At 57.5% G+C, this 24741-nt stretch carries 19 protein-coding genes and 2 pseudogenes; 9 read left to right on the top strand and 12 right to left on the bottom strand.

Going from position 1 to position 24741, the window contains the following annotated elements; translation table 11 throughout:
• Position 1 precedes the first annotated feature (1 nt).
• From AAEZ08_RS19540 to AAEZ08_RS19570, 7 genes and pseudogenes are all read right to left on the bottom strand, one after another.
• Positions 2-946, bottom strand: a complete 945-nt coding sequence (locus AAEZ08_RS19540; RefSeq protein ID WP_126558616.1) for a hypothetical protein — start codon at positions 944-946, stop codon at positions 2-4.
• A complete protein-coding gene (locus AAEZ08_RS19545) occupies positions 939-3041 on the bottom strand; it encodes a tyrosine-type recombinase/integrase (protein WP_500124954.1) in 2103 nt (700 codons plus the stop codon). Before AAEZ08_RS19545 ends, AAEZ08_RS19540 begins: the two co-directional genes overlap by 8 nt.
• The gene (locus AAEZ08_RS19550) at positions 3038-5392 is read right to left on the bottom strand and encodes a site-specific integrase (protein ID WP_126558615.1); all 2355 of its coding nucleotides are present in this window, start codon (positions 5390-5392) and stop codon (positions 3038-3040) included. The genes AAEZ08_RS19545 and AAEZ08_RS19550 overlap by 4 nt, the downstream gene beginning before the upstream one ends.
• A gap of 85 nt (positions 5393-5477) precedes the next feature.
• Positions 5478-5705, bottom strand: a pseudogene (locus tag AAEZ08_RS19555) (PA0069 family radical SAM protein); the annotation flags it as partial.
• A gap of 99 nt (positions 5706-5804) precedes the next feature.
• Entirely contained in the window at positions 5805-6086 is a 282-nt protein-coding gene (locus tag AAEZ08_RS19560; RefSeq protein WP_500124955.1) for a YheV family putative zinc ribbon protein, read from the bottom strand.
• Complete coding sequence (prlC, locus tag AAEZ08_RS19565; protein WP_500124956.1) at positions 6083-8134, bottom strand: oligopeptidase A; 2052 nt, start codon at positions 8132-8134, stop codon at positions 6083-6085. The genes AAEZ08_RS19560 and prlC overlap by 4 nt, the downstream gene beginning before the upstream one ends.
• A 93-nt stretch (positions 8135-8227) precedes the next feature.
• Positions 8228-9226 carry a bile acid:sodium symporter family protein gene (locus tag AAEZ08_RS19570; protein ID WP_500124957.1) on the bottom strand — a complete coding sequence of 333 codons (999 nt, stop codon included), beginning with the start codon at positions 9224-9226 and terminating at the stop codon, positions 8228-8230.
• Between the two features lie 84 nt (positions 9227-9310).
• On the opposite strand from AAEZ08_RS19570, the gene AAEZ08_RS19575 reads away from it, so the two are divergent.
• Entirely contained in the window at positions 9311-10126 is an 816-nt protein-coding gene (locus AAEZ08_RS19575; RefSeq protein WP_500124958.1) for an AraC family transcriptional regulator, read from the top strand.
• Between the two features lie 46 nt (positions 10127-10172).
• Positions 10173-10709, top strand: coding sequence for a gamma carbonic anhydrase family protein (locus tag AAEZ08_RS19580; RefSeq protein ID WP_500124959.1), 537 nt, complete (start codon positions 10173-10175; stop codon positions 10707-10709).
• Positions 10710-10715: 6 nt separating this feature from the next.
• Here the strand turns inward: AAEZ08_RS19580 and AAEZ08_RS19585 are convergent, their stop codons facing one another.
• From AAEZ08_RS19585 to pgm, 3 genes are all read right to left on the bottom strand, one after another.
• Positions 10716-11141: a VOC family protein gene (locus AAEZ08_RS19585; RefSeq protein ID WP_102821147.1), complete on the bottom strand. Its 426-nt coding sequence runs from the start codon at positions 11139-11141 to the stop codon at positions 10716-10718.
• Between the two features lie 507 nt (positions 11142-11648).
• On the bottom strand, positions 11649-12185 hold the full coding sequence (locus AAEZ08_RS19590) for an REP-associated tyrosine transposase (protein ID WP_058065438.1): 537 nt from the start codon (positions 12183-12185) through the stop codon (positions 11649-11651).
• Positions 12186-12374: 189 nt separating this feature from the next.
• Positions 12375-14039 (bottom strand): phosphoglucomutase (alpha-D-glucose-1,6-bisphosphate-dependent), encoded by a 1665-nt coding sequence (pgm, locus tag AAEZ08_RS19595; protein ID WP_500124960.1) that lies wholly within the window; start codon positions 14037-14039, stop codon positions 12375-12377.
• Positions 14040-14287: 248 nt separating this feature from the next.
• Between pgm and AAEZ08_RS19600 the strand changes: the two genes are divergently transcribed.
• From AAEZ08_RS19600 to AAEZ08_RS19610, 3 genes are all read left to right on the top strand, one after another.
• Positions 14288-14485 (top strand): DUF2934 domain-containing protein, encoded by a 198-nt coding sequence (locus AAEZ08_RS19600; RefSeq protein WP_500124961.1) that lies wholly within the window; start codon positions 14288-14290, stop codon positions 14483-14485.
• Between the two features lie 185 nt (positions 14486-14670).
• Positions 14671-16146 carry a YdgA family protein gene (locus AAEZ08_RS19605; RefSeq protein WP_500124962.1) on the top strand — a complete coding sequence of 492 codons (1476 nt, stop codon included), beginning with the start codon at positions 14671-14673 and terminating at the stop codon, positions 16144-16146.
• Positions 16147-16592: 446 nt separating this feature from the next.
• Positions 16593-18641, top strand: coding sequence for an ATP-binding protein (locus AAEZ08_RS19610; RefSeq protein ID WP_500124963.1), 2049 nt, complete (start codon positions 16593-16595; stop codon positions 18639-18641).
• A 13-nt stretch (positions 18642-18654) separates the two neighbouring features.
• Here the strand turns inward: AAEZ08_RS19610 and AAEZ08_RS19615 are convergent, their stop codons facing one another.
• Positions 18655-19545: a LysR substrate-binding domain-containing protein gene (locus tag AAEZ08_RS19615; RefSeq protein ID WP_500124964.1), complete on the bottom strand. Its 891-nt coding sequence runs from the start codon at positions 19543-19545 to the stop codon at positions 18655-18657.
• A 229-nt stretch (positions 19546-19774) separates the two neighbouring features.
• Positions 19775-20324, bottom strand: a pseudogene (locus AAEZ08_RS19620) (DUF421 domain-containing protein).
• Between the two features lie 340 nt (positions 20325-20664).
• On the opposite strand from AAEZ08_RS19620, the gene AAEZ08_RS19625 reads away from it, so the two are divergent.
• From AAEZ08_RS19625 to AAEZ08_RS19640, 4 genes are all read left to right on the top strand, one after another.
• A complete protein-coding gene (locus tag AAEZ08_RS19625) occupies positions 20665-21153 on the top strand; it encodes an Imm26 family immunity protein (RefSeq protein ID WP_500124965.1) in 489 nt (162 codons plus the stop codon).
• A gap of 117 nt (positions 21154-21270) precedes the next feature.
• The gene (locus AAEZ08_RS19630; protein WP_427703560.1) at positions 21271-21717 is read left to right on the top strand and encodes a hypothetical protein; all 447 of its coding nucleotides are present in this window, start codon (positions 21271-21273) and stop codon (positions 21715-21717) included.
• A gap of 1420 nt (positions 21718-23137) precedes the next feature.
• A complete protein-coding gene (locus AAEZ08_RS19635; protein WP_500124966.1) occupies positions 23138-23518 on the top strand; it encodes an ACT domain-containing protein in 381 nt (126 codons plus the stop codon).
• Between the two features lie 640 nt (positions 23519-24158).
• On the top strand, positions 24159-24527 hold the full coding sequence (locus tag AAEZ08_RS19640) for a VOC family protein (RefSeq protein WP_500124967.1): 369 nt from the start codon (positions 24159-24161) through the stop codon (positions 24525-24527).
• Positions 24528-24741 lie beyond the last annotated feature (214 nt).

Below are 24741 nucleotides of genomic sequence, written 5' to 3' on the forward strand. Positions count from 1 at the left end.
TTCAAGCCAAGATGATTGAGTCGAAATTTTCGCTGAATTGTATTTCTTCGAACCGCGCAGCCACAACTTTGATGGATGAAATATTCAATTCAAGAGCCGCACCATTGAACTGTTTTTCGGCCCTAGAGATACAGGCATCAAGGCCTAGACTAAATCGAACACAGTGCACAGGCGCGTTAAATTCTTTCCTAACCCTAGAAACTAACAAATTCCGAGTTGAAACTGTATCACTTGCTCCACTGACATATAAGGATACACCTGGAGTAGGTGGCTTGTGATTCTCAATCCAAGATGACTTGCCGCACATTGGAAGACCACACATTATGTAGACTGCGGTAACAAGTGAAGATCGATTCTGACTAGCTAACGAATCCAGTTTCTCCAAAAAACTCAGAATGGCCTCAGAATCTGAGACTGCATTAGGCACTTCCAAAATAATCTTCGAAGTGATAATTCCTGATACCGCAGGAGTTAATGATTCAGCAAGAGCCGCCTTGAGATCTGCACGTAGGATTGCGTTCTGATTCTTCTGATGAGTTAGCTCTTGAAGGAGCTTAGCCTTCTCAACTTGCTTAGCAGGCTTTTCACTAGCCAACGCAAAGTAATATTGTACCCTGTCGATCAACTGATTATATGTGGTGCTAGCGCGCTCCCTTAGTAGGGCTAACTGCTCCTCCAACTCCTTCAGTCGATGATGTATTTCTTGAGTATTTTTGAGTGGCTTTTTGACATCCTCACTTGAATCCTTTGTATAAACCCCAGAATGAGTTGTTCCTTTTATGACTTCTCTGACCTTCACCCAGTCAGGATCATGCTTTTGATTGATTGTTGCACGACCGACACCGGATAATTTAGAAACTTCCATCACTGATAACTTTTTTCGGCCGTCGCTTTGGAGCGCTGAAATAGTCGCATACACCCGATTGAGGAGATCCTGCTTAGCCATGCGCTACCTGCTTTAGGAAATTATGTGCTTCATCCCCTACAACCTCGTGAAGTCGCTTAAAGGCTTCAGCGATACGCCTCTGCGAATACTCCTTCTGAGTCGCTCCACAGTACCTATGCTTAATCATATTATCGTGGAAAATTATCTCATTTTTTAATGATGGAACATTGGCCTCGACAAATGCAGCATATCTACAATTATATGGGTCACACGCAAACAAGTTTGGATGAAGCCTCGACCCAGGGCTATCATTCTTAGCATCACAAGGTGACTCGCTGGTAAGACCCGGCGTTCGCATACAGATTGCAAGATTCGTTCTATGCAGAAGCTTCACACCTTCATCAAGCAAAGAGGCGATATACTGACTTAAACTCTCTTTTCCCGCGCTTTGCAATTTAGCCCTGAGTATTGGAGAAGAATTAGCAGTCTTGGCCAACCTTTTGCCGCCAATGCCCCCAATTTGACCAGAAATTACACCTTGCAAAACCTCGACGAGAATTTCCGTATTTTCTTCAATCAACGTAGCTTTGACTTCATCGTTCACGCCAGGTAAAGAAAGGATGTACCTTAACGTCATTTTTAAGCTGCGGTGAGAAAAGAGGCGTTTAATAATTTCAAGATTCCGCGAATCTTGATGAATTATATAAAGGGCAAGTGACTTCCGAAAACGATGTGGGTGTACTCTATAATCAATACCTAGGTTGTTTGCCACTCGATTGCAAGCTCGCTCTACCACAGTGGACTGCGGAGTGTTTCCAAAACTAAACTTTGGTATCTTGACAAACAGATAGTCGTGATTACCGTAAGCACGAGCATCACGCCCTATTTCAATTATTACTTCAATTGCGTCAGCAGCAATTTTTGGGATAGGTATTGTTTTAATGTCGCCCTGTGACGAAATAGAGGTTTTGAAAACAGTATAAGTAAGCCAATAACCCTCAGACTTAAACGAAAGACAATCCACCTTAAGTCCAATGACCTCTGATCGGCGCATCCCAGTAAGGCATAGAAGAAGCACGATACACGCATCGATCAGAGAGACAACAACGCTAATCACAGCAGTTTGATTTATATACTCCCCCTCATCATTCTCATGCGTTCTTTCCTTGATTTCTATTCCCCACCAGGGAATACCGCTATCTAGTAACTTAGGTTTATAATCCCTAAATCTTTTAACTCCCTCAACGGACGCCGTTGACACACCAAAATTTATCGCGGCAAGCTTTTCGGGGTTCTCAAAAGCACCTACTATGGTTGGCGCAAAATTTTTATACAGCCAAAGGACGTCATCGCTATAGTTTTCAACAAACCCCACACAGTATCTAAATATTTCTGCATAGTCATCGAGCGGAATGGGTTCGAAAGGTCGAGAGGACTCGTCGTATTCTCTTCTATATTTGGCGACAAGCTCTTTAGTTACGTATGAATTGTATAGTGAGTACTCTGACGGAAGCATACCCATCGATGAGACGCCCTGCCAAAAGGACATTAAGTAACAGAATTCCCACTTAATCCCAGATGTGGGCAGCGACTCTATATAGTGCTCCACACTCGACTTAGCCAAATCATTCACCGTCCTAAAATCTGGTGAATTTTCCGAACCTAAATATAGACCTTCGGCATGAAATAACCCGACAAGTCTTAATACTTTTGTTTTATCTGTCTCAAGAGATGTATAAGCATTAATACGACCATGAATTCCGAAATGCGGTACACGGTAAAATAGTAGCGCCCTAGCAATATTCACCCAATGTTCGTGTCCTACTCCACAAACATTCATGCCATACATATTCACATAATCAAAATTGATACGTATGGGAAATCCATAAGGGGAGGGGTAATCCCCAAAATCCCAAACCGGATCGCCGAAAGAGCTTCTAGGACTTACCCTAATATAACTCCACTCGTTCTTATCAATTCTGGAAAGATTGAGTAAATTTACACTATCGCAAATGATCCCAAGTGATGAGTCGCCACTCAGAACCTCATCTTCTTCTTCAGTAGCGATAGGCTCTGACTCTTCCTCGTGACAACCCAGTCCATTCCTTATTTCTTCTAAAACGGCTTTTATTTGGTCACGTGTTGGAGTTGTCATGAGAGCCCTATCATTGTCAATGGCAGTGCAAAACCGTTATGTTCCGATCGATCTATTGCCTCAGCAACCTCAATCGGATCCCCCCAGCCCTCTAGAACCCCCTTCCACGCTAAATACTCAGCGCGATAGCTTTTCTCCCATTCTAAGGGATTTAACCGCTCCCTCAGACCGTCAAGGTCGGAAATTCTTCTTGCAATAAAAGGTAATGCTTCTTTGAAGATCACACACTGTGAGCATAACGGGCAACGATTAAAGTAGTTGCAAGGCGTATCCGTCCTAAGAAAACTTTCAGCGCCTGGCCAATCTGGTCGTCTTGAATTTAGACAACTTGCAATGAATGTCTGACCTTCCGGAGAAAGCAACTGTATTACCGAATCTTCAGAAGAATTCAGCCTGCCGACTAATGGTGCAACAACTGACCGTAGTTCTTCTTTGCTACCGCAGCGTAGAGTGGCTTCACGCAGCTCAACCAAAGACACATCTGTAAGAAGATTTGCTGAGTAACGCCTAAAATCTTCTTCATGCTTTCTCTGAATCTTCCTTAGACGCCCATTTAATATTTCTGCCGACCCCCAGTCACTATCATAATGATTCACTGTGGTATCGATATCCGAATGCCCCATCATTGCCGAAACTTCGTCTATATCTAAACCCTGTTCTCTCCGTCGAGTTTCGTAAGTGGTTCGAAGACGTTTCGTTTCAATTCTGGGGGATTTGGTATCCGTATCCAATTTTATGCGGTGGCGATGTAGAAACTCCGTTGATGCGTGCCCAAAATTCGTAGTGGTCACCGGCGTGCATAAGCGACCAAACTTATTCCACAGATTCTTCGAAATGACACACTGAAATAATTTACCCTTTAAATAATGAGGCGACGACAAATGCTTGGTTACTTCAGCGGCAACAAAGCGCAAGATCTGATACGCGCCAAACTTATCTCGCTTGTTTGATCTATGCATTTGGCTTTTGTCGGACCGTCCCTTGTACCCATAAATAATCACATAGTCATCATCCAGAAGGTCCTCCTCAATGTGGTCGTCTAGGTTATCGCTTATCGATACCACAACCTCAAAGTTCCAGCCCGTCTGCAACATCACGAAGAGAAAGAATGGGAATATAGTTCCCATTGTGAAGGCTACTCTGCTGAAGTATGCCATTTGACCTACTTCATAGGGTAGGTGCTCTGGCCCAACCCTCATATACATCAAGGCCGACCGTAATTTTTTTTCCAGCGTAGAATATTTTTTGTTTGTTCCGTGAGCGGTGTTTTTACTCCACTCAGTGGAAAAGAGATGTCCAGCTTCCTCGAAGCTCACTTGCATAGGCCAATCAGGATAAAGTCTTCCTACATTTGCAGTTGCAATTCGCCCAGATTCTTCTCGATCACAGCCATACACCATCCCCCGTTCACTGACCTCAGTACCAACTACAGGGCGACCTTTAGCCGCCAGTTCATGGGCGCGGGCTCGGTAAATGCCCAGAAACCTCTCTATACTTATTCCATTTGCCCGTATGTATTCTTTAACATCTCCAGTGGAGCGTATAACCCACTCAAACCCTTTAATGTGTGTCGCCTTGATTGACCCGTTGGATCTTTTAGTTTGCTCTTTTACAACCAGATCAAACATCAAGTTTTCTAATGAAAGATCGTATGCCAGAATTGGCTTCTCGCCTTCCACTACACCATTGTAACTCTCCATCCACTTCATAATAAACTTAATATCGATCAGGCATCCCTCCACAAGCTTATTATGAATCTCCCTGCTGTATCCTTCTGTTACTTTCTCGTTCATCCCCGGTCCAGTCGGCCATTCAAACCCTTTGCCGACCCAGCCCTGCCCTTTATATTTATTCTTCAACGAAAGGAAGATATTTTTTAATGCACCGTATCTTTTTCTATTTACGGTGCGACCTGGATACGAACGAATTAGAAATGACCTAAAATTCACGCATACCTGCCCATCGACATCAGCAACACCTTTGACTGATTTATTGATCGGCTCAGCGCTATTAAGAAACAGCACAAACTCTTGAATTGAGTAATAGATGTCTTGATGGGATTGATATGTGATCAATCTCTTTGCGGAATGGAGCTGCGCACCTATAAGTAACTGCTGGACAATTAATTTATGGTGCGGATACTCAGTGACAAGATCTGTGAAGTCACGGACGTATTCCCTTGTGCCAGTAGTCTTGTTTCGGACAAGCAACCCTTGAGCTGAAACATCGACTTGTCCCCTAGCAGTGCTTCTTTCTTGAATCGCTTGGGGGGTGTTTTCTGGGAGCTTTCGCTGGAGGGTCGGTCGTTCTCGCGACTCAAGTGCAGACTTGGAGAAAGGCTTGCGTGGCATCTGACGTCCATTTGGATGGGTCTCTAGCCAGCAATATCAAGGATAGCTAGACACTCTGGCCATACATTTCTTTGTCAACGATAACATGTTCGCAGCCACGATAGGGGTTTACCGACCGATCGAAGCCGACATCCGGCGACTGATTGCGACTGATGACGGTCTTGGCTGTCTCGCGACGAACTTCAGTGGCGCGCGTGGGTGGCACCTCCTGCTCCCAGCCATCGTCACAGGACTCGCTGAGGGTCGGCGCGAACCGATTGTGCGGATTGATCGCGGTGCCGCGACCGCGCGGGGTGTTTTTCGGCGTGAACATGAACGGCTCCGAATACTGTTTTTATATACAGTATCAGAGCCGTTTCCTACAGCGTTAACCGGGCTACGCCCGCTCGTCGCCCCGCGTGGGGAACGAGCCTTACTCGGGGGTCTTCTTCAACTTCGGATTGGGGAAGAACTGCACGGTCTGCACCTGCGTCTCCGGTGCTTTCGGCTTGGCCTGATTGACCCGCGTGCCCAACTCCATCGGCACCGACTGGCCCTGAGCATTGAGGGTGTCGGCGTAGCCGCAGTCGATGCACTCGCGATGCGGCACGCCGTCGACGTCCCACATCTTGATGCAGTCCGTGCCACTGCACGCGGGGCACACGGCCCCGGCGATGAAGCGTTTGGTGATGACAGGGGTTACTTCGTCGCTCATGCCGCGGCCTCCGCTACCAGCCCAAGGTGGCGCAGCAGGGCGTCAATGGACGGCTCGCGGCCTCGGAAATCGACGAACAGTACCATCGGCTCCTGGGACCCGCCACGCGCCAGGATGGCGTTACGGAAGGCACGACCGGTCTCGGAGTTGAAAACGCCTTCTTCCTCGAAGCGCGAGAAAGCATCGGACGACAGCACCTCGGCCCACTTGTAGCTGTAGTAACCGGCTGCGTACCCACCGGAGAAGATGTGCGCAAAGCTGTTGGGGAAGCGGTTGTAGGCCGGCGGCCGCATAACCGAAACCTCGTCGCGAATGTGTTCGAGTACTTCCAGCACGCCGCGGCCATCGCCGTGGGTGGCGTGCAGTTCGAAGTCGAACAGTGAGAACTCCAGTTGGCGCGCCATCACCATGCCGGACTGGAAGTTCTTCGCCGCCAGCATCATGTCCAGCTTGTCCTGCGGCAGGCGCTCGCCGGTCTGGTAGTGGCCGGAGATCAGCGCCAGGCCCTCGGGGTCCCAGCACCAGTTTTCCATGAACTGGCTTGGCAGCTCCACCGCGTCCCAGGCCACGCCGTTGATGCCCGAGGCACCGGCGTGCTCGACCTGGGTCAGCAGGTGATGCAGGCCATGGCCGAACTCGTGGAACAGCGTGGTGACTTCATCGTGAGTCAGCAGTGCCGGGCGCTCGCCCACCGGCGGGGTGAAGTTGCAGACCAGGTTGGCCACCGGCGTCTGCAGCGTGCCGAGGGCAGTGCGGCGCTTGTCGCGGGCGCCGTCCATCCACGCACCGCCACGCTTGTTCGGCCGCGCATAGAGATCGAAGAAGAAGCGCCCGACGTGCTGACCGTTCTCAGTTATCTCGAACAGACGCACCTCGGGATGCCAGCCGTCGAAGCCTTCCAGCTCGTGAATCTCGATGCCGTACAGGCGCTGGACAATGCTGAACAGCCCGGACAGCACCTTGTCGATCGGGAAGTAGGTGCGCAGCTCTTCCTGGTTCAGGCTGTAGCGCTGCTGGCGTAGCTTCTCGGCGTAGTAGCCGAGGTCCCAGCTCTGCAGGTCGTTCAGGCCCTGCTCGGCGGCGAAGGCGCGCAGCTCGGCCAGATCGCGCTCGGCGAACGGCTTGCTGCGCACGGCCAGGTCGCGCAGGAAGCTCAGCACCTGCTCGGTGGATTCGGCCATCTTGGTCGCCAGCGACAGCTCGGCGAAGTTGCCGTAACCGAGCAGGTGCGCCAGCTCGTGGCGCAGTTCGAGGATTTCCGCCATCACCGGGCCGTTGTCGAACTGTCCGGCATTCGGGCCCTGGTCCGACGCGCGGGTGCAGTAGGCGGTGTAGACCTCCTCGCGCAGGTCGCGGTTGTCGGCATAGGTCATCACTGCGTAGTAGCTGGGGAACTCGAGTGTGATCAGCCAGCCGTCGAGGCCTTTGGCCTTGGCCGCCTCAGCCATCTGCGCCTTGGCGGAATCGGTGATGCCGGCCAATACCGTTTCGTCGGTGACGTGGCGGGTCCAACCCTGGGTGGCGTCCAGCAGCTGGTTTGAGAACTTGCTGCCCAGCTCGGCGAGCTTCATCTGGATGGCGCCGAAGCGCTGCTGCTCGACCGGCGGCAGGTCGATGCCGGACAGGCGGAAATCACGCAGCGAATGCTCGAGGATGGTCTTCTGTGCCACCTCGAAGGTGCCTGCCTGCGGGTTATTGGCCAGCGCTTGATAGGCCTCGAACAGCGCGCGGTTCTGCCCCAGTTCGGTGTAATAGGCCGACAGCTTGGGCAGGCAGGCCTCGTAGGCGGTACGCAGTTCCGGGCTGTTGCACACCGAGTTCAAATGGCCGACCGGGCCCCAGGCGCGGCCCAGACGGTCGTTCAGCTCATCCAGGCCGACCACCAGAGTCTGCCAATCGAGGCTCTCGGCCGGACGGCTGAGCAGCTCCTGGATCGCCACGCGGTTGTCACCGAGGATGGTATCGATGGCCGGCTCGACATGCTCCGGGCGGATCTCGGAATAGGGCGGCAGGTCGAAATCGCGAAGCAGCGGATTGTTGGCGGTCACGGCATTGGCCCTTTCTGATGGATACCCCCGGCATGTTAAAGACAAATGCCTGACCGCGCAGCTTGGAATCGGACCGATAGCGCTTCCCTATACCTATGACGCAGCAGCTTCGGAAACCTGCTCCGGTTCCTCATCACGCTGTGCATAACGCTGGGCGAGCACCGCGCAGACCATCAGCTGAATCTGGTGGAAGATCATCAGCGGCAGGATGATCATCCCCACGGCACTACTGGCGAAAAGCACCTGGGCCATAGGCACGCCGGTGGCCAGACTCTTCTTCGAGCCGGCGAAGAGAATGGTGATGCGGTCTTCGAGGTTGAAGCCCAGCCGGCTGGCAAGCCAGTGCGTCAGCCAGAGCACGAGTGCCAGCAGGGCACAGCAGACCAGCGTCAGTGCAACCAGTCGAGACAGTGGGATGAGCTGCCACAGCCCCTCGACCACCGCGTCGCTGAAGGCGGTATAGACCACCAGCAGGATGGAACCTTGGTCGACGGATTTCAGCCAGCCCTTGTTGCGCGTCACCCAGGCGCCGATCCAGCGCCGCGCAAACTGCCCGGCGATGAAGGGCACCAGCAGTTGCAGCACGATCTTGCCGATGGAATCCAGCGTCGATCCGGCTTCACCTTCCACACCCAGCAGCAACATCACCAGTACCGGCGTGAGGAAGATGCCGAGCAGGCTGGACGCCGCCGCACTGCAGATCGCAGCCGGGATGTTGCCACGCGCCAGCGAGGTGAAGGCGATGGCCGACTGCACAGTGGCGGGCAGGGCACAAAGGTAGAGAATGCCCAGGTAAAGCTCGTTACCCACCATGGGTGTCAGCAGCGGCTTGAGTGCCAGCCCCAGCAGCGGAAACATCACGAAGGTGCAGCCGAACACCAGCAGATGCAGGCGCCAGTGGCCGGCTCCGGTCAGGATGGCTTCGCGCGACAGCTTGGCACCGTGCATGAAGAACAGCAGGGCGATGGCCAGCGTCGTGGCCCAGCCGAAGATCACCGCGCCCTGACCTTCGCAGGGCAGGAAAGTGGCAATGGCGATGACCGCCAGCAGGGCGAGAGTAAAGTTATCGAACAACAGGCGCAGATGGGCCATGGCGGGAAATCCTTCTACTTGCGGGCAACAGGCGGGGACCTTATCGTGACCAGCATCTTCCGACTAACGCCAAGCAGGCATGAAATGTCGCCAACCGGACAAGAAGCTGCATTGCTTGCGCGCCTCAACGAGCTCCGGCAGCTGCCAAGGCCCGTCTATGGTCAGCTCGACTCGCCGCCCAATCTCAAGCTCGGCTACCGCCACAGTCATCCCTGGATACAGTTGTCCCACGCCGTGGAAGGTGTACTCGAGGTGCGTACCGACCGCGGGCGCTTCATTGCGCCGCCGCTGCGCGCCGTGTGGATTCCCGCGGGAATTACCCATCAGGTGTTCTGCGCCCCGGATACCTGCATCCGCAGCCTGTACATCGACCGCAGCGTGGCTGGCGATGCACCCGAGCGCTGCCGCGTGCTGCAGGTCAGCCCGCTGCTGCGCGAATTGATCCAGCAATTCAGTACACTGCCCGAAGCCTACGCGGAGAGTGGCCCGGAAGGCCGCCTGGTGCAGGTGCTGCTGGATCAGCTCGGCAGCGCACCGGAGGTCGAGCTGGTGCTGCCATTGCCGGCCGAGCCACGCCTGCGCCAGTTGTGCCGCAGGCTGCAGGCGCGTCCCGATTCACGCGAGCGACTGGTGGGTTGGAGCCAGACGCTGGGGCTTTCCGAACGCACCCTGAGCCGGCTGTTCATGCGCGAAACCGGGCTGACCTTCCGCGCCTGGCGGCAACGCCTGCGCCTGCTCAGCGCCTTGCCGGCATTGGAGCGCGGCGAGCGCGTTACTGACGTGGCGCTGGGCTGCGGTTACGAATCACTTTCAGCTTTTATTGCGGCCTTCCGCGAACAGTTTGGCGCAACGCCGGGCGAGTTCTTCCGCTCGGGCTCGCCAGGCATGGACAATCCATAGGGGCGGCCAAAGCGAACCACCATTCACCACCACGTCAGGAGACCCGATGAGCATCCGTACCTACCAGAACCACACCCCAAAGCTCGGCCAGCGCGTATTCGTCGATCCCAGCGCCGTTCTGATTGGAGATATCGAGATTGGCGAAGACAGCTCGGTCTGGCCGCTTACCGTGATCCGCGGCGACATGCACCGCATCCGCATCGGTGCGCGCAGCAGCATCCAGGATGGCAGCGTCCTGCACATTACCCACGCCGGCCCTTACAACCCCGATGGCTTTCCGCTGACCATCGGCGACGAAGTCACCGTCGGGCACAAGGTCACCCTGCACGGCTGCACCCTGGGCAGCCGCATCCTGGTCGGCATGGGCTCGATCGTGATGGATGGCGTGGTGGTTGAGGACGAGGTGATCATCGGCGCCGGCAGCCTAGTGCCGCCGGGCAAGACGTTGGAAAGCGGCTACCTCTACGTTGGCAGCCCGGTGAAGCAGGCGCGCCCGCTGACTGACAAGGAGCGCAGCTTCTTCAGTTACACCGCCGGCAACTACGTGAAGCTCAAGGATCAGCACATCGCCGAGCGCGGCTGATCCCGCTCACTTGGCGAACAGCTGGCCAATGTCCTTGAACGCCTTGAACTCCAGCGCGTTGCCGCAGGGGTCGAGCAGGAACATCGTTGCCTGCTCGCCGACCTGACCCTGGAAGCGCACATAGGGCTCGATGACGAAACGCGTACTGCGCGCCTTCAGCCGTTCGGCCAGCGCCTCCCAGGTCTCCCAGCCGAGCACCACGCCGAAATGCGGCACCGGCACGTCATGGCCGTCCACCGGGTTGCTGTGTGCCGCTTCCTGATGCGCCATCTTCGGTGCTTCGTGGATCACCAGCTGATGGCCGAAGAAATCGAAATCCACCCAATGCTCGCTGCTGCGCCCCTCAGCGCAACCGAACAGCTCGCCATAGAAAGCGCGGGCTGCGGCGAGGTCGTATACGGGAATCGCGAGGTGGAAAGGCGATAGCGTCATGACTTGTACTCCGGGGTGACAGGACGCATCGAGTGTAGAGCGTTTCCAAAGGCGCGGCCTGGTAGCGCCATCGGTGGGCGGAAGCCCACCCTACAAGGTCGTGCTAACCCGCGTGGCTAGGCGATGCATCGGGACCCGTAGGGTGGGCTTTAGCCCACCAGGCATACCCCGAATCCCTCATCCCAGATCGGGCGCCGCAGGTCGTTGTCGAGGCGCATTCTATTTTGTGATGCGCCATCGGTGGGCTGAAGCCCACCCTACAAGGCCGCTACCCCGCGTGGCTAGGCGATGCATCGGGACCCGTAGGGTGGGGTTTAGCCCACCAGGCATACCCCGAATCCCTCATCCCAGATCGGGCGCCGCAGGCCCTTGTCGCGGGGGCATACTCTATTTTGTGATGCGTCATCGGTGGGCTGAAGCGCACCCTACAAGGCCGCTAACCCGCGAGGCTAGGCGATCCATCGGGACCCGTAGGGTGGGCTTTAGCCCACCAGCACAGCACCAGTCTCAGTTTCGCTCGCCAGCAAGCATGCCCCGTCGATCTGTGTGGTCGCCTCCCCAGTCCACTGGCAACAGGCCCTCGCAAACGAAATGGTGAAAGCTAGAATGCGGCCATTGCGCCACGCTGGTGCAAAAGCCGTGTTTGACGGGGTTGTAGTGCAGGTAATCGACATGCCCTTGCAGGTCCACCTCGTCGCGGATCTGGTGCTCCCAATAGCGCCTTTGCCAGATGCCTTTTTCGCGCTTGCGCGACTGGCTCGGCCGTGGAGTGCTGCTTGGCAATTGGCGGGAGAATTGGCTTTTGATCAGGCTCCAGCGCCCAGCGTAATCGATGTCGCCGTCCGGCAGTGTCCAGATCGCATGCAAGTGGTCCGGAAGCACGCAAATGGCGACGGTACGAAACGGCCGTCGCACCTGCGCCTCGCGATAAACAGCGCGCAATCGGTCGATCTCATCGACCAGCAGGGTCGAGCGCCTATCGGCCAACGTCACGGTAAAAAACCAGGTACCACCTGCCGCCCGGCTGCGTCGATAGTTGGGCATAAGGCCTCCTTGCCTTGTTGTAACGGTCACATACGAAACCGTACCGAATTGCGCTTACGTGGTAAGTGGCGGATTTCACCTGTTGCGAGTTTTTAGCGGTGGGCTGAAGCCCACCCTACCGTGCTGCACCGACCCGTAGGGTGGGCTTTAGCCCACCATTAATGCCGGTCACCGCGGGTTGGCTTGCCTTCAGCCCGCCAGCACCGAATCCACCAGCGCCTTGGCTTCGGCCTGGATGCGCGCCAGGTGCGCTTCGCCTTCGAAGCTCTCGGCGTAGATCTTGTAGACGTCCTCGGTGCCGGATGGCCGTGCGGCGAACCAGCCGTTCGCCGTTTCCACCTTCAGCCCGCCGATGGCGGCACCGTTGCCCGGTGCCTCGGTGAGGATGCGGGTGATCGGCTGGCCGGCCAGCTCCTTCGCCGAGACCTGCGAAGCGGACAGCTTGCTCAGGCGCGCCTTCTGCTCGCGATTGGCCGCGGCGTCGATGCGCTGGTACACCGGTGCGCCGAAGCGGTCGGTCAGCGCCTTGTAGCGCTCGCTCGGGTCCTTGCCTGTAACCGCCGTGATCTCCGCGGCGAGCAGGCCGAGGATCAGGCCGTCCTTGTCGGTGGACCAGGCGCCGCCCTGCTTGTCGAGGAACGAAGCGCCGGCCGACTCCTCGCCGCCGAAGCCCAGGCTGCCGTCCATGAGGCCGTCGACGAACCACTTGAAGCCCACCGGTACCTCCACCAGGCGGCGGTCGATGCCGGCGGCGACGCGGTCGATCATCGAGGAGGACACCAGCGTTTTGCCGATGCCGGCCTCGGCGCTCCAGCCCGGACGATGGGTGAACAGGTATTCGATGGCCACCGCTAGGTAATGGTTGGGGTTCATCAGTCCGCCGGAGCGGGTGACGATGCCGTGGCGGTCGTGGTCGGTGTCGCAGGCGAAGGCCACGTCGAAGCGGTCCTTGTTCTCGATCAGTCCGGCCATGGCATGCGGCGAGCTGCAGTCCATGCGGATCTTGCCGTCCCAGTCCAGACGCATGAAGCGGAAGGTTGGGTCGACCACCGTAGACAGCACCTCCAGCGGCAGGCCGAAGCGTTCGGCGATGCGCGGCCAGTAGTGCACACCGGCGCCGCCCAGCGGGTCGACGGCGAACTTCAGGCCCGAGCCGCGGATGGCATCGAGGTCGATCACCCGTTCCAGCCCGCCGACATAGGCGTCGATGAAATCGAAGCGCTGGGTGGTCGGGGCCTTCAGCGCCTGGCGGTAATCCATGCGCTTGACGCCATCGAGCCCGGCGACCAGCAGCGCGTTGGCGCGCTCCTGAATCCACTTGGTCACGCCGGTGTCGGCCGGGCCGCCATTGGTGGGGTTGTACTTGAAGCCGCCATCGCCCGGCGGATTGTGCGACGGCGTGATGACGATGCCATCGGCCAGCCCGCTGGTGCGGCCGCGGTTGTAGCTGAGGATCGCGTTGGAGATCGCCGGGGTTGGCGTGTAGCCCGGCTCGCCGCTGGTTTCCGGACAGCCGGCGTCGATGCGCGTCTCGATGCCGTTGGCCGCCAGCACTTCCAGCGCCGAGATGAATGCCGGCTCGGACAGGGCGTGGGTATCCATGCCCATGAACAGCGGGCCGTCGATGCCTTCCTGGCGGCGGTAATCGCAGATCGCCTGGGTGGTGGCGAGGATGTGCCACTCGTTGAAGCTGCCCTTGAGCGAGGAGCCGCGATGCCCAGACGTGCCGAACGCCACCTGCTGCACCGGGTCGGACGGGTCCGGTCGGTCGCTGTAGTAGCGCGCTACCAGGCGCGGCAGGTGGGTCAGGATGTGCGGGTCGGGCAGGCGTCCTGCGTTGGCGGCGATACTCATCGGTCAGTCCTGTGCGAGAAGGCGGTACGCCGGCCCAGCCGGGCGCGGCGCGAAGCGAATGAAACGCCAGTCGGCGCCATTTATCCAGAGCTTCGACCGCTTCAGCGGCGGCGGTTCCATGGATGGCTTTTTCTACCCTGCGACGTTTTACCCTAGGGCACTCGTCGCCGCGCCGGAACCTCCTCTTCGCCACCCTTTCCACTGCTTAGCGGCCCGCGTCCGCGAGCCCCTCACCAGGAGGTTGACACATGAACGTCGACGAACGAATTCGCCAGCGCGCGTATGAGATCTGGGAAGCAGAAGGCCACCCGGAAGGGCGGGGAGCTGAGCACTGGCAACAGGCCCGAGACGAAATGGAACCCTCCGACAAGGAAGGCGATGCCCAGGCCGGCAGCGTAGAAAGCAGCGTGGCCATTCCCATGCCCAAGTCGGACAGCACGCATTAAGAACTACAGGCAGGGCGACGAAGGCGCATGACGCGTCGTCCCGCCCGAATCTGCTGCCACGTTCTCACCCTTCCTATTCCCTTGCCGGGCGCACTGGAGCCCGCCAGTGCTCGCTGTTAGAGTGCCGCCGCTTGCCAACCACCGGCTGACAGGACGTCTGCCCAGCCGCCGCACAGGATGCTTCAATGAAAAAGCTCGCACTCGCCGTTGCCGTACCTCTGGCCATTTTCGGGGCCGCCACCTTCTACACCAGCACCCAGGTCGAATCGACCGCCCGCGATGCCGTCGACCAGGCCAACCTCAAACTGCGCGAGATGGGCATCGGCGCGGGTGCCGACACCAGCATCACGCTGCTCAGCTTCGAGCGCGGCCTGCTGTCCAGCGCTGCGCGCTACCAGGTCGACATCAACGTGCCGGATGACGAAGGCAACGACCGCCAGTACACGCTGCTGTTTAACGATCACCTCGAACATGGCCCGTTTCCCATTTCGCGCCTGGCTCGCGGCCAACTGATGCCGGTCGCCGCGCAGAGCCGCTTCGAGCTTGAACGCACACCGCTGACGCAGAAGCTGTTCGATGCCGCCGCTGGTGAGACGCCGCTGGTGGGTGACGTCACCATTGGCTACGACGGCGGCCAGTCCGGCGACGTGCGTACGGCAGCGTTCAACATCGAGGATGAAGACGGCACAGTCCGCATCGCGGCCGGCGCGGTCAACTTCGAGGCGGATAAGGATGCCACTGCCGTACGCATGGACGGCCAGGTGCCGGAAATTGATTTCGACCTGCAACGCGACGGCAGGCCAGTGCGCACGAAACTGAGCGGCATCGGCCTGACCGCCGACAAGCATGACTATGCCAATGGCATCGGCTTTGGGCCCTCCGCACTCACCCTCGAACGTATGGAAATTCGCATTGGCGACGATCCGGCCGTGGTCATCCAGAACGCCTCCGTCGACGAAGTGCTGAGCCGCGGCAGCCGTGGCCTTGACCAGTCCATCGCCTACCGCATCGGCGAGGTCAGCGCCAAAGGCCAGACGTTCCGCAACCTCGCCCTCGCTTTCAGCCTGCGCAACCTCGAGGAAAGCAGCCTCAACGCGCTGGTCGCCAGCTACAAGGAAATCCTCGACAGCAGCGCCACCCCGCAGGAATCCTTCGCCGGCATGACCGACGGCCAGCAGCAGGAACTGCAGGCGCATGCCTTGGCGCTGCTCGAACACAAACCCACCCTGGCCCTCGATGAGTTCGGCTTCGAAACCGCCCACGGCGTCGCCAGCCTGTCCGTCGTGGTCGACCTGCAGTCCCCGAGCGCAGAGGCTTTCACCCCGGATGCGATGATCACCAGCATGCTCGCTTCGCTCAAAGCCGAAGCCGCTGTCGACAAGGGCCTGGTGCGTGACATTGCCGGGCTGGTTGCGCAGAACGAATCGCGCGACGGTCAGCTCGACCCGGCGGCACTGCAGCAGGAAACCGAAGCCGCCACCGAGCTGTTCAGCGGCATGGCGCTGAACACCGGTTGGTCCCGCCTGGAAGGTGAGCGACTGGTCAGCTCGCTGCATTACGCAGACAACCGGGTGACCTTCAACGGCCGCGAAATGAGCGTGCAGGAATTCATCGGCTTCGCCTTCGGTTCGGCGCAGAACGCCGGTCTGCTCGGCCAGTAAGCGTCAGCCTGCGGATGCGTCCGCAGTGACAGAAAACCCCCGCGGCCCTGTTCAGCACCTCGCTGGGCAGGGCCGTGTCGCTTTGGGCCGCTTGCGGACGTTCCAATCACGCCCACCCCCTGAAACCGCCCTACCCCCAACCCCGGTTACGCGATCGCTGACTCTCATCCTCTCGCGGCCGCAACCTGCATCTACCCGCGCCCGCACGCCTGGGCGGATCACCCATCGCGTCACGCTATTCCGATATTCTCCTGCGCTCTGTCCGGTTACTGGAACCATCGTCGCCCTTGCCGCCTCTGCTGAATATGACCAATGCGCAAGGCCGAGTCGGGACATAGCCGATTCCGCTCTGACGCACCGAGAGAACGCACGCCCATTCACACTATTAAACCTCTGGCAGATGGAAGCGCCCGGCCGAGGTTTCATTCAAGGGTTCCGCTAGTCCGATGACGCAGACGCTCAACTATCAGGCGATATTCGAAGCCGTCCCCAACCTGCATCTGATCCTCGCGCCTGATCAGGATTTCACCATCCTCGCTGCAAGCGACGCGCAACTGCGCGCCACCCACACGCGCAGGGAAGAAAGCGTGGGCCGGCCGGTATTCGACGTGTTCCGCAAGAATCCGGACGATCCAACCGAGTTCGGTACCGGTGTACTGCGCGACTCGCTTGAGCGTGTGCTGCGCAGCCGCGCGCCGGATCGCATGGCGATCACCCGCTATGACATCCCCCGGCCCGCAGCGCTGGGCGGCGGTTTCGAGCTGCGCTACTGGCGGCCGCTGAACGTTCCGGTGCTCGATCAGCGGGGTGAGGTGCTCTACATCATCCACCAGGTCGAAGACGTGACCGAGGAGGTCCAGCGGGAGCACAGCGACAGTCTCAGCCACTTCGAGGAGCGTTTTCGCGCTGCGTTGCTCGCTTCCGGCATCGGCACCTTCACCTGGTTTCTCAGTGATGGCAGCCTCAGCCTGGACAGCTCGCTGGAGCAGATCATCCATCTGCCACTTGGGCAGCAGGTCACCAGCGTCGATGGCTTCGTCCAGCAGGTCCATCCCGATGACCGTGCACATGTGCGCCTGGCCTTCGACCATTACACCAAGGGCGATGACTTCACCGCGGAGTTTCGCCTGGTGAATGCCGGTGCGGAATGCTGGCTGGCCTGCAAGGCCAAAGCGTTTCGCGATGCCAATGGCAGGCTCGCGTATGTCGCTGGCGCCTGCACCGACATCAGCGCACGCCGGCATGCCGAAGATGCACTGCGCATCAGCGAGAACCGTCTCCGCCAGCTCAACGAGACGCTCGAGGCGCGGGTGGCCACCGAGGTCGCCGAACGCAGCCGCGCCGAAGAAGCACTGCGTCAGGCGCAGAAGATGGAAGCCGTGGGCCAGCTCACCGGTGGCATCGCCCATGACTTCAACAACCTGCTGACCGGCATCATCGGCAGCCTCGACCTGATGCAGCGTCGCCATCAGCGTGGCGAGCCGCTGGAGCTGGAGCGCTACATCGGCGCCGCCGTCACCTCTGCACAGCGCGCCGCCGCGCTGACGCAGCGCCTGCTGGCTTTCTCGCGGCGGCAAACGCTCAACCTCAAGCCGGTCGACGTCAATCAGCTGGTGGCCTCGCTGGAGGATCTGTTCCATCGCACCACAGGTGAGAACGTTCGGATCGAGACGCGCCTCAGTGCCGGGCTGTTGCCCGCCTGCATGGACGTAAACCAGCTCGAGAGCGCGCTGGTCAACCTCGTCATCAATGCGCGCGATGCCATGCCCTATGGCGGGAGGATCACCCTGTCCACCGCGAGCTACACCATGGGCAAGACGCCCGATCCGAAGCGCCGCGGCCTGACCGAAGGGGAGTACGTATTGCTCAGCGTTAGCGACACCGGCACCGGCATGGAGCCGAATGTCATGGCGCGCGCGTTCGAACCATTCTTCACCACCAAACCCATCGGCCAGGGCACCGGGCTCGGGCTGTCGATGGTGTATGGCTATATCAAGCAGGCCAAGGGCTACATCCAGATCGAATCCGCACCCGGTGCAGGCACCAGTGTTCGTCTCTACCTGCCGGTTCACCAGGGCGAGAACACCGTCGTCGCGCATGAGGCCGAGCGCGCACCGGTTGGGGCTGGGGAGACCATTCTGGTGGTCGAAGACGAGCCTGTGGTTCGCTCGCTGGTGGTCGAAGTGCTCAACGATCTCGGCTACGAAACCCTGGAAGCGGGTGAAGCCAGCGAAGCGCTCACCATCACCGAAAGTGATCGCCGAATTGACCTGCTGATCTCCGATGTCGGCCTGCCGGGCATGAACGGTCGGCAGATGGCGGACATCGCGCGCCAGCAGCGTCCGGGCCTGAAGGTGCTGTTCGCGACCGGCTATGCCGAGAGCTTCGCCGCCAATGACTTTCTCAGTCCGGATATGGGTGTGATCACCAAGCCGTTTGCCATCGACGCGTTCGCCATGAAGGTTGGGGAAATGCTCGGCACGAAGCGCGGCTGAGCGGTTGCCGCGGTCAATGAGCGCCTAGGCGCTCACTCAGAAAATCCAGAAAGCAGGTGATGCGCGAGGCGAGTGCGCTGTTGCGGTAATACACCGCGTTGATCGGCTGGCGCACGTCGACCCGCTGCGCCGCCAGCACCTCCACCAGATCGCCGCGCTGGCGATCCTTCTCGGTCATGAAGTCCGACAGGCACGCCAGTCCCTCGCCGGCCAGCGCCAGCTCACGCACCGTATCACCGCTGGAGGCACGCAACGCCGGGGTGATTCGCCAGCTTTCACCGAGCGCATGGCGCAGCGGCCAGTCGTTGAGCCGGTCCGGCTCGGTAAAGCCGATCAGGCTGTGTTCCGCCAGGTCTTCGACTTGCTGCGGCATGCCATGCCGCGTCAGATAGGCCGGGCTCGCCATTACCCGGCGCATGGTGTGGCACAGCGGCCGCGCATGCAGGCTTGAATCGGGCAGCGGGCCGATGCGGATGGCCAGATCGATGCGCCGCTCCAGCAGATCGACAATGCGGTCGTCGCTGTGCAGCTCCAGCTCGATCAGCGGATAGCGCGCCCGAAAGTCACCAATCAGCGGCGCGAGCACATGCAGCATGAACGGCGACGCGGTATTGACTCGCAAGCGCCCGGCCGGCGCCTGCCGCCGCAGCGCCATCTGCTCCTCGGCTTCCTCCACACTGGCCAGAATCCGCCGCGCCTGGGCAAGAAACGCCGCGCCTTCCTCGGTCAGCTCAAGGCGCCGCGTGGTGCGGCGCAACAGCGTCACCGCCAGCTTTTCCTCCAGGCGACTCAACGCCCGGCTGACGCCCGAAGCGGTCTGTTCCAGCTGCACGGCTGCAGCGCTGATCGAGCCGCTGTCGACCACGCTGACAAAGGCGAGCATTTCGTCGAGGTTGGTTTTCATTATTGAATCGCATCAAAGGTGGGCGCGCGCCCACGAAAGCAGCAGGTGCACGCCGGACCCGTGGTAGGCGCGCCCTCGCGGCGATTGCAGGCCGCAGGCCTGCCCGAAATCAGCCGCGCTGCTCTTCGGCGGATACGGTGGTGTTGCGCATGAGTCTGGCGGGGAAGCCGCAAATCATCAACCGGACGCGCACAGCCGCGCTGCCAACCGGTGACGCTGCGCGGCACGCTCAGACGCCGCTTTCGTCTGCCTCCGGCACGTGCACCCCGGCCAGCGTGGAACGGCTGTCGCCTGGGCCGTCAGTGATCACGCTGAAGCTGCCATCGGTCTCCAGCACCACCGCCTCGATGCCATCCAGCGCCGCCAGCCCCTGGCTGCGCACGGCGGCGCACGGCGGCGCGCACTTCATCCTCGGTCACCCGCGCTGCACGCAACGCATCATCGAGAAAGCGCCCGCGATAGAACAGCAACGCTGGCTCGCCGGTGACCAGCTTGCGAATCCAGGCGGCGCGCACGCTGGACCAGGTGACCGCGTACTGCAGCCCGATCAACAGCGCAAGCGCCAACACCCCCTCGGCCAATGACACATCGCGGTTCAGCAGAATCGTCGCGAAGGTCGAACCCAGCGCCACCGTCACCACCAGATCGAAGGCATTCATCTTCGACAACGTCCGCCGCCCCGACAGGCGCAACAGCAACACCAGACTGATATAGGCCAGCACGCCCACCACCAGCGTGCGTATCAGCGTCGTTCCATTACTGAAAAACATACCTTCCACGATCACCTCCGCAAATGAGCCATGCAGGGGTGGACAGGGTAGGTGGGGGGAAAGTGCAAATGGCGCGAATGACCGGCCATCAGGTAGCAGCACAAAACGTGAGGATTAAGCCGTCTCGCGCTTTACCGGCACGACGCCTCTAGCTAACGTGCCATCACGCGCAGCAGGGCCTGCACCCGAGCGAAAGCTGTGGTGCATAAAAAGCAATACGAGCGCTAATATCGTTGCATTGCCCAAGCTAGAGCAGTTCTGTGCATAACGAAGAGAATGTTATACACCACGCCCGCTGGGCGTCTTATACACCAATTGGTGTTCTAATTATAGTTAGCCGAAAAGCAGCATGACAAAGAAGATTAGGGTAAATAGTGGAGACGTGGTCGAAATCCCGATAGATGAATCTAGGGTCGGTTTCGCACACGTTGTCAAAAGAAAGCACGCTCTGGACCTTATTGTTTTCCAAAATGCTTTTGCAAAAGCTGAAAATTACGACCTTGATGCAGTATTAACGTCGCCGGTTGCATTCCTAGGCCAGTCAAATGATGCACTTATTTGGCACGGACTCTGGATGGTCAAGGGCAATAGAGCGCCTCGCTATGATCACTTACCATGGCCTAACTTTAAAATTCTAAGTGACGGACAGTATGTGGTTAAAGATTACTTTGAAAATACATTGCGAGTCGCCACGGACGAAGATTTAAAAGCTTATGATCTTCCGTGGTCCAGAGCGCCAATTGGATATCAGAAGGCCCTACAGGCGCTGCATGGCATCGGAGATTGGCGTGATGACTTCAGCAAAATGAGCATTCAATATTGTGAGCGTAGGTCCTAACCTATCCAGGCCAATCAAAAAATGGCGGTTACGCCGTCTAACTACAAGTTGAGGCCGCTCACTTCGTTCGCTGGGACGGGCTAAAGCCCGCCCCTTAACCAAACGTTAGGAACCAATATGGACGCCATCCCAAAGATCACTGATATATCGAGCATCAAAGGCATAAGCTCCCTATTGGCGCTCCCCTTACTCTGCGTTGCCTACATTCTGCAAACGGGCGCAAACATAAGCTGGGACGGGAGCATTTGGTTTGGTGTCGCCACTGACCTTCCCGAGAACATACAACTCAATCGCTTGATCCTGATCTTCGTTCTAAAGTCGCTCTGGGTTTCTTTCTTCGCTGCACTGGCGTACGGCATTGTTGCCTACGCTCACAGCCAAGTTAATTTTCCATTCCTTCAAGTTACCTCGGTCGTTCTTATCGGTTTCGCGCTATTTGGCATATTTGCCGCTGAAACCTTTCCGCAAATAAAAGCCGTGAATTCTTTCTGGTTTTACAGCTTTGTCGTTTGGGGGGTCTTCCTGCAAACAATGCGAGAGCAACTTGATGGCAAAGGTTCCTAACATGGCGCTCAACCTCGCTCCCTTCGGTCGCTGGACGCTGCGCCACAAAGCGGCGCAGCGCCGGTTAGCTCTACGTTAGAGGTAATGCTCATGCCCCTTGAGTGCCCAAGGTGCCAGCAAGGACACATAAGGCCAATGCGCATCGTAAGTACGCGAGGATTAATTTGGGTTTTGAAGAATGCGAAGCAAGCTGGGCAAGCCAAAATGTCATTAGCAAAAACAGCTTTCAGGACTATGGAACAGCAATGGAATCAAAGGGGCTAAATCCTCTTTGGTCCGAACTGAGCCAAAAAGGGCAAAAAGGGGACAGATTTATTTTTTCCGACTGGTAGGTTATGCCAGTTAAATCAATCTGTCCCCTTTGTTTTCTCGCTCCATTTTGGTCGACGGGGCGGCGCGCGCAAACCAGTCGCGGTCAGTGCTGGGTCTGTTCATTGATTGGCGATATGGAAACGCATGGCTGAAGCATACCGGTGATTGGAGGCTTGTTGCGATGCGCGTCCTTGAGCAGGAAGGGGAATGAGGCTCTTCTGGTCAGGCCCGGATAACTAAGTCTGTTCACTACCGCAGTTAGTTGTCGACCTCGTATACATGGCCACAGTCAGTACAGATCCATAGTCGGTTATATAGCGCCAAGTTTTCTTCGTAAATGGGCTTATATTTGGCGTGCCGGTGGTATAGATAAGCGCCACCGGCTATTAGCATTAATCCAATGAAAATTCCGTTGTCGAACAGAAGGCCAGCGCCGACTACCATCATCGTGAAAGGAATCAACGAAGACATAATTGTGGGTGGTGCGGCGCGTTTTCCAAATGAACGTTGCGAGTCATGTTGCGAGCTCTCATTTATTGATTGCTCGTAGAGAACGTCACACTTTTTCGTAGCATTCGAGCCGCATTCAGGACAGGCGTGGCGGGTGCTTTTCATTCGGTGCTGATCGGTCCATTCGTGTCGAGTTGAGGCTGAAACCTCCAACCTCGTTACATTGGAAAGTGACCTTAGCGTCGCTTGGCTGCTCCGTCCACCTGGGTAAAAACTTACTTAAATCCCGATAACGACGGGCGGCGAGGAACGGTTCGATGAGCACTGGGCATCGTTCAAGCGTACTCAATTCATTTAGCTCGCAGAGATCCAAGATTTCGACGAGCTTCATGTCGAAGCCCTTTTGAAACGCGTGGAATGACGTTGAAAAGTTGGCCACGACTTGCTCGGGCAAAAGGATGACCCGATATGAGCCTTCCCTTCTCCCTCAGTCCCGGAAGGACGGCGAGCTAGCCTGGAGGCGGCGCGTGGAAAAGGCTGCGCCGTTTTCCACCCTACGCAATGCTCGGGAAAAAAGGGGACAGATTTATTTTTTCACTTAACATTCTGAGGTCAGCGTCGCTAGCGCCACGTCCTCTCTACCCATGAGTGACATTGCATGACTCAATCCTTTTCCATACTCCCGCAAAGCTTCGCGATCGCACGGTTGGAGCCTGGTGCTGAGCTGCCGAGCGCGGTGTTGGTGTCACCGGGCTTTCTGTCTATCACCCGGACGGAGGATGAACTGTCCATCGTCTGCGCAGAGGGTGTCGCGGCCGGGTTGCCCCGAGTGGACAGCGGTTGGTGCGCGATCAAGGTGCAAGGTCCGTTCGCTTTTGATCAGACGGGTGTCCTGGCCTCCTTGCTTGATCCGCTCGCGGCTGTCGGTATTGGCATTTTCGCGGTGAGCACGTTCGATACCGACTACATCTTGGTCAAATCGATGAATCTCGAAAATGCCGTGTATGCCCTGAAAGACGCGGGTCACCGCCTCTTGTAATAGGTGTAATAGGGGACAGACCACGCTTTCTAGGAGAGTTTGACCGTGGTTTGGCCGTATCCAGACAACTTGGTAAACGGACTTGGCCAAATCAATCGCTATGCGTTTCATCGTACCTCTCCAAGCGAACAGCTATCACGGTGTTGTAGAAGAAACGTGGAGCAGGGAGAGTCCATTGCCACCTACAAGTAGATGAAATTATGGAAAGTTCCGGATATCAGAGTTTTAAGCTAATTATTCTGGACGTTCTGACGCTTTCCAAAGATGCGATTCATGTACATGTAGGTTTGTTGGTCTTCTTCTTGGCGGTATTCATTTGGCGTCGTGGAAAAATTGATATTTGGCTTTGTTTCCGGTGTTCCTGGCCGCAGGAGGGATGGAGGTTTGGACCTGCGAGATGATTTTAAATCGTTAGGCTATATGCGCTGGTCAGCAATCCTTCGTGATTTGATTAACACGGTTTCTGGGCTGCATTTACCGCGCTATTAAGTAAGTGTTTGATGAAAAAGAAAAGATCATAATTTCATCTGCCGACGGTCAAAACTATGCTTCGCTATGGTAACTAGCTGGTGATGGCGGGCATTAGGTTCGTAGCCATTCCTATCACTTGTTTGCGGCGTACCCTCATCGGAGATAAATAATGTTTGACCACGTCGGTTTCGGAGTCACTAACTTCGCGGAGAGCAAGGCGTTCTATCTCAGCTCGCTTGCGCCGCTTGGTGTATCGGTAGCTATGGAAGGACCACACGGCATTGGGTTAGGACGCAACGGCAAGCCGTCAATGTGGCTGTATGAAACGAAGGACGTGCCGGCCAGCCTCCATATCGCCATAGCCGCCGACTCGCGCGCCGAGGTCGACGCGTTCCACAAGGCCGCGCTCGCCGCGGGTGGTAAAGATAACGGCGCTCCTGGCTTGAGGCCCCACTATCATCCGAATTACTACGGAGCTTTCATCGTCGGTCCAGACGGGCACAACATCGAAGCTGTTTGCCACAAAGCTGTGCAGTAGGAGATTGACCCCACGGCAGCGAGGTAGCCTGGGCGTAACGCGTGGAAAAGGCTTCGCCGTTTTCCACCCTACGCGGTGCGCGGCGTCGGTGGAGGGGGCGGAGTGGCGTAGGGTGGACAACGCTGCGCTTGTCCACCAAATGCGAATAGAGGGCATGTGGTTTGCGAAACGCTGGCGGGTTCGGGCGTCCAGCCGACATGCTGAATACGAAAGG

Origin of the sequence: Pseudomonas sp. E45-MNA-CIBAN-0222, assembly GCF_040310405.1 — a bacterium.
GTDB classification, from domain to species: Bacteria; Pseudomonadota; Gammaproteobacteria; order Pseudomonadales; family Pseudomonadaceae; genus Stutzerimonas; species Stutzerimonas stutzeri_AC.

Excerpts from the sequence above, each read along its gene's own strand:
- AAEZ08_RS19540 (WP_126558616.1), bottom strand. The coding sequence starts at position 946 with ATGGCTAAGCAGGATCTCCTCAATCGGGTGTATGCGACTATTTCAGCG.
- AAEZ08_RS19545 (WP_500124954.1), bottom strand. The coding sequence starts at position 3,041 with ATGACAACTCCAACACGTGACCAAATAAAAGCCGTTTTAGAAGAAATA.
- AAEZ08_RS19550 (WP_126558615.1), bottom strand. The coding sequence starts at position 5,392 with ATGCCACGCAAGCCTTTCTCCAAGTCTGCACTTGAGTCGCGAGAACGA.
- AAEZ08_RS19560 (WP_500124955.1), bottom strand. The coding sequence starts at position 6,086 with ATGAGCGACGAAGTAACCCCTGTCATCACCAAACGCTTCATCGCCGGG.
- AAEZ08_RS19570 (WP_500124957.1), bottom strand. The coding sequence starts at position 9,226 with ATGGCCCATCTGCGCCTGTTGTTCGATAACTTTACTCTCGCCCTGCTG.
- AAEZ08_RS19575 (WP_500124958.1), top strand. The coding sequence starts at position 9,311 with ATGTCGCCAACCGGACAAGAAGCTGCATTGCTTGCGCGCCTCAACGAG.
- AAEZ08_RS19580 (WP_500124959.1), top strand. The coding sequence starts at position 10,173 with ATGAGCATCCGTACCTACCAGAACCACACCCCAAAGCTCGGCCAGCGC.
- AAEZ08_RS19585 (WP_102821147.1), bottom strand. The coding sequence starts at position 11,141 with ATGACGCTATCGCCTTTCCACCTCGCGATTCCCGTATACGACCTCGCC.
- AAEZ08_RS19590 (WP_058065438.1), bottom strand. The coding sequence starts at position 12,185 with ATGCCCAACTATCGACGCAGCCGGGCGGCAGGTGGTACCTGGTTTTTT.
- pgm (WP_500124960.1), bottom strand. The coding sequence starts at position 14,039 with ATGAGTATCGCCGCCAACGCAGGACGCCTGCCCGACCCGCACATCCTG.
- AAEZ08_RS19600 (WP_500124961.1), top strand. The coding sequence starts at position 14,288 with ATGAACGTCGACGAACGAATTCGCCAGCGCGCGTATGAGATCTGGGAA.
- AAEZ08_RS19605 (WP_500124962.1), top strand. The coding sequence starts at position 14,671 with ATGAAAAAGCTCGCACTCGCCGTTGCCGTACCTCTGGCCATTTTCGGG.
- AAEZ08_RS19610 (WP_500124963.1), top strand. The coding sequence starts at position 16,593 with ATGACGCAGACGCTCAACTATCAGGCGATATTCGAAGCCGTCCCCAAC.
- AAEZ08_RS19615 (WP_500124964.1), bottom strand. The coding sequence starts at position 19,545 with ATGAAAACCAACCTCGACGAAATGCTCGCCTTTGTCAGCGTGGTCGAC.
- AAEZ08_RS19625 (WP_500124965.1), top strand. The coding sequence starts at position 20,665 with ATGACAAAGAAGATTAGGGTAAATAGTGGAGACGTGGTCGAAATCCCG.
- AAEZ08_RS19630 (WP_427703560.1), top strand. The coding sequence starts at position 21,271 with ATGGACGCCATCCCAAAGATCACTGATATATCGAGCATCAAAGGCATA.
- AAEZ08_RS19635 (WP_500124966.1), top strand. The coding sequence starts at position 23,138 with ATGACTCAATCCTTTTCCATACTCCCGCAAAGCTTCGCGATCGCACGG.
- AAEZ08_RS19640 (WP_500124967.1), top strand. The coding sequence starts at position 24,159 with ATGTTTGACCACGTCGGTTTCGGAGTCACTAACTTCGCGGAGAGCAAG.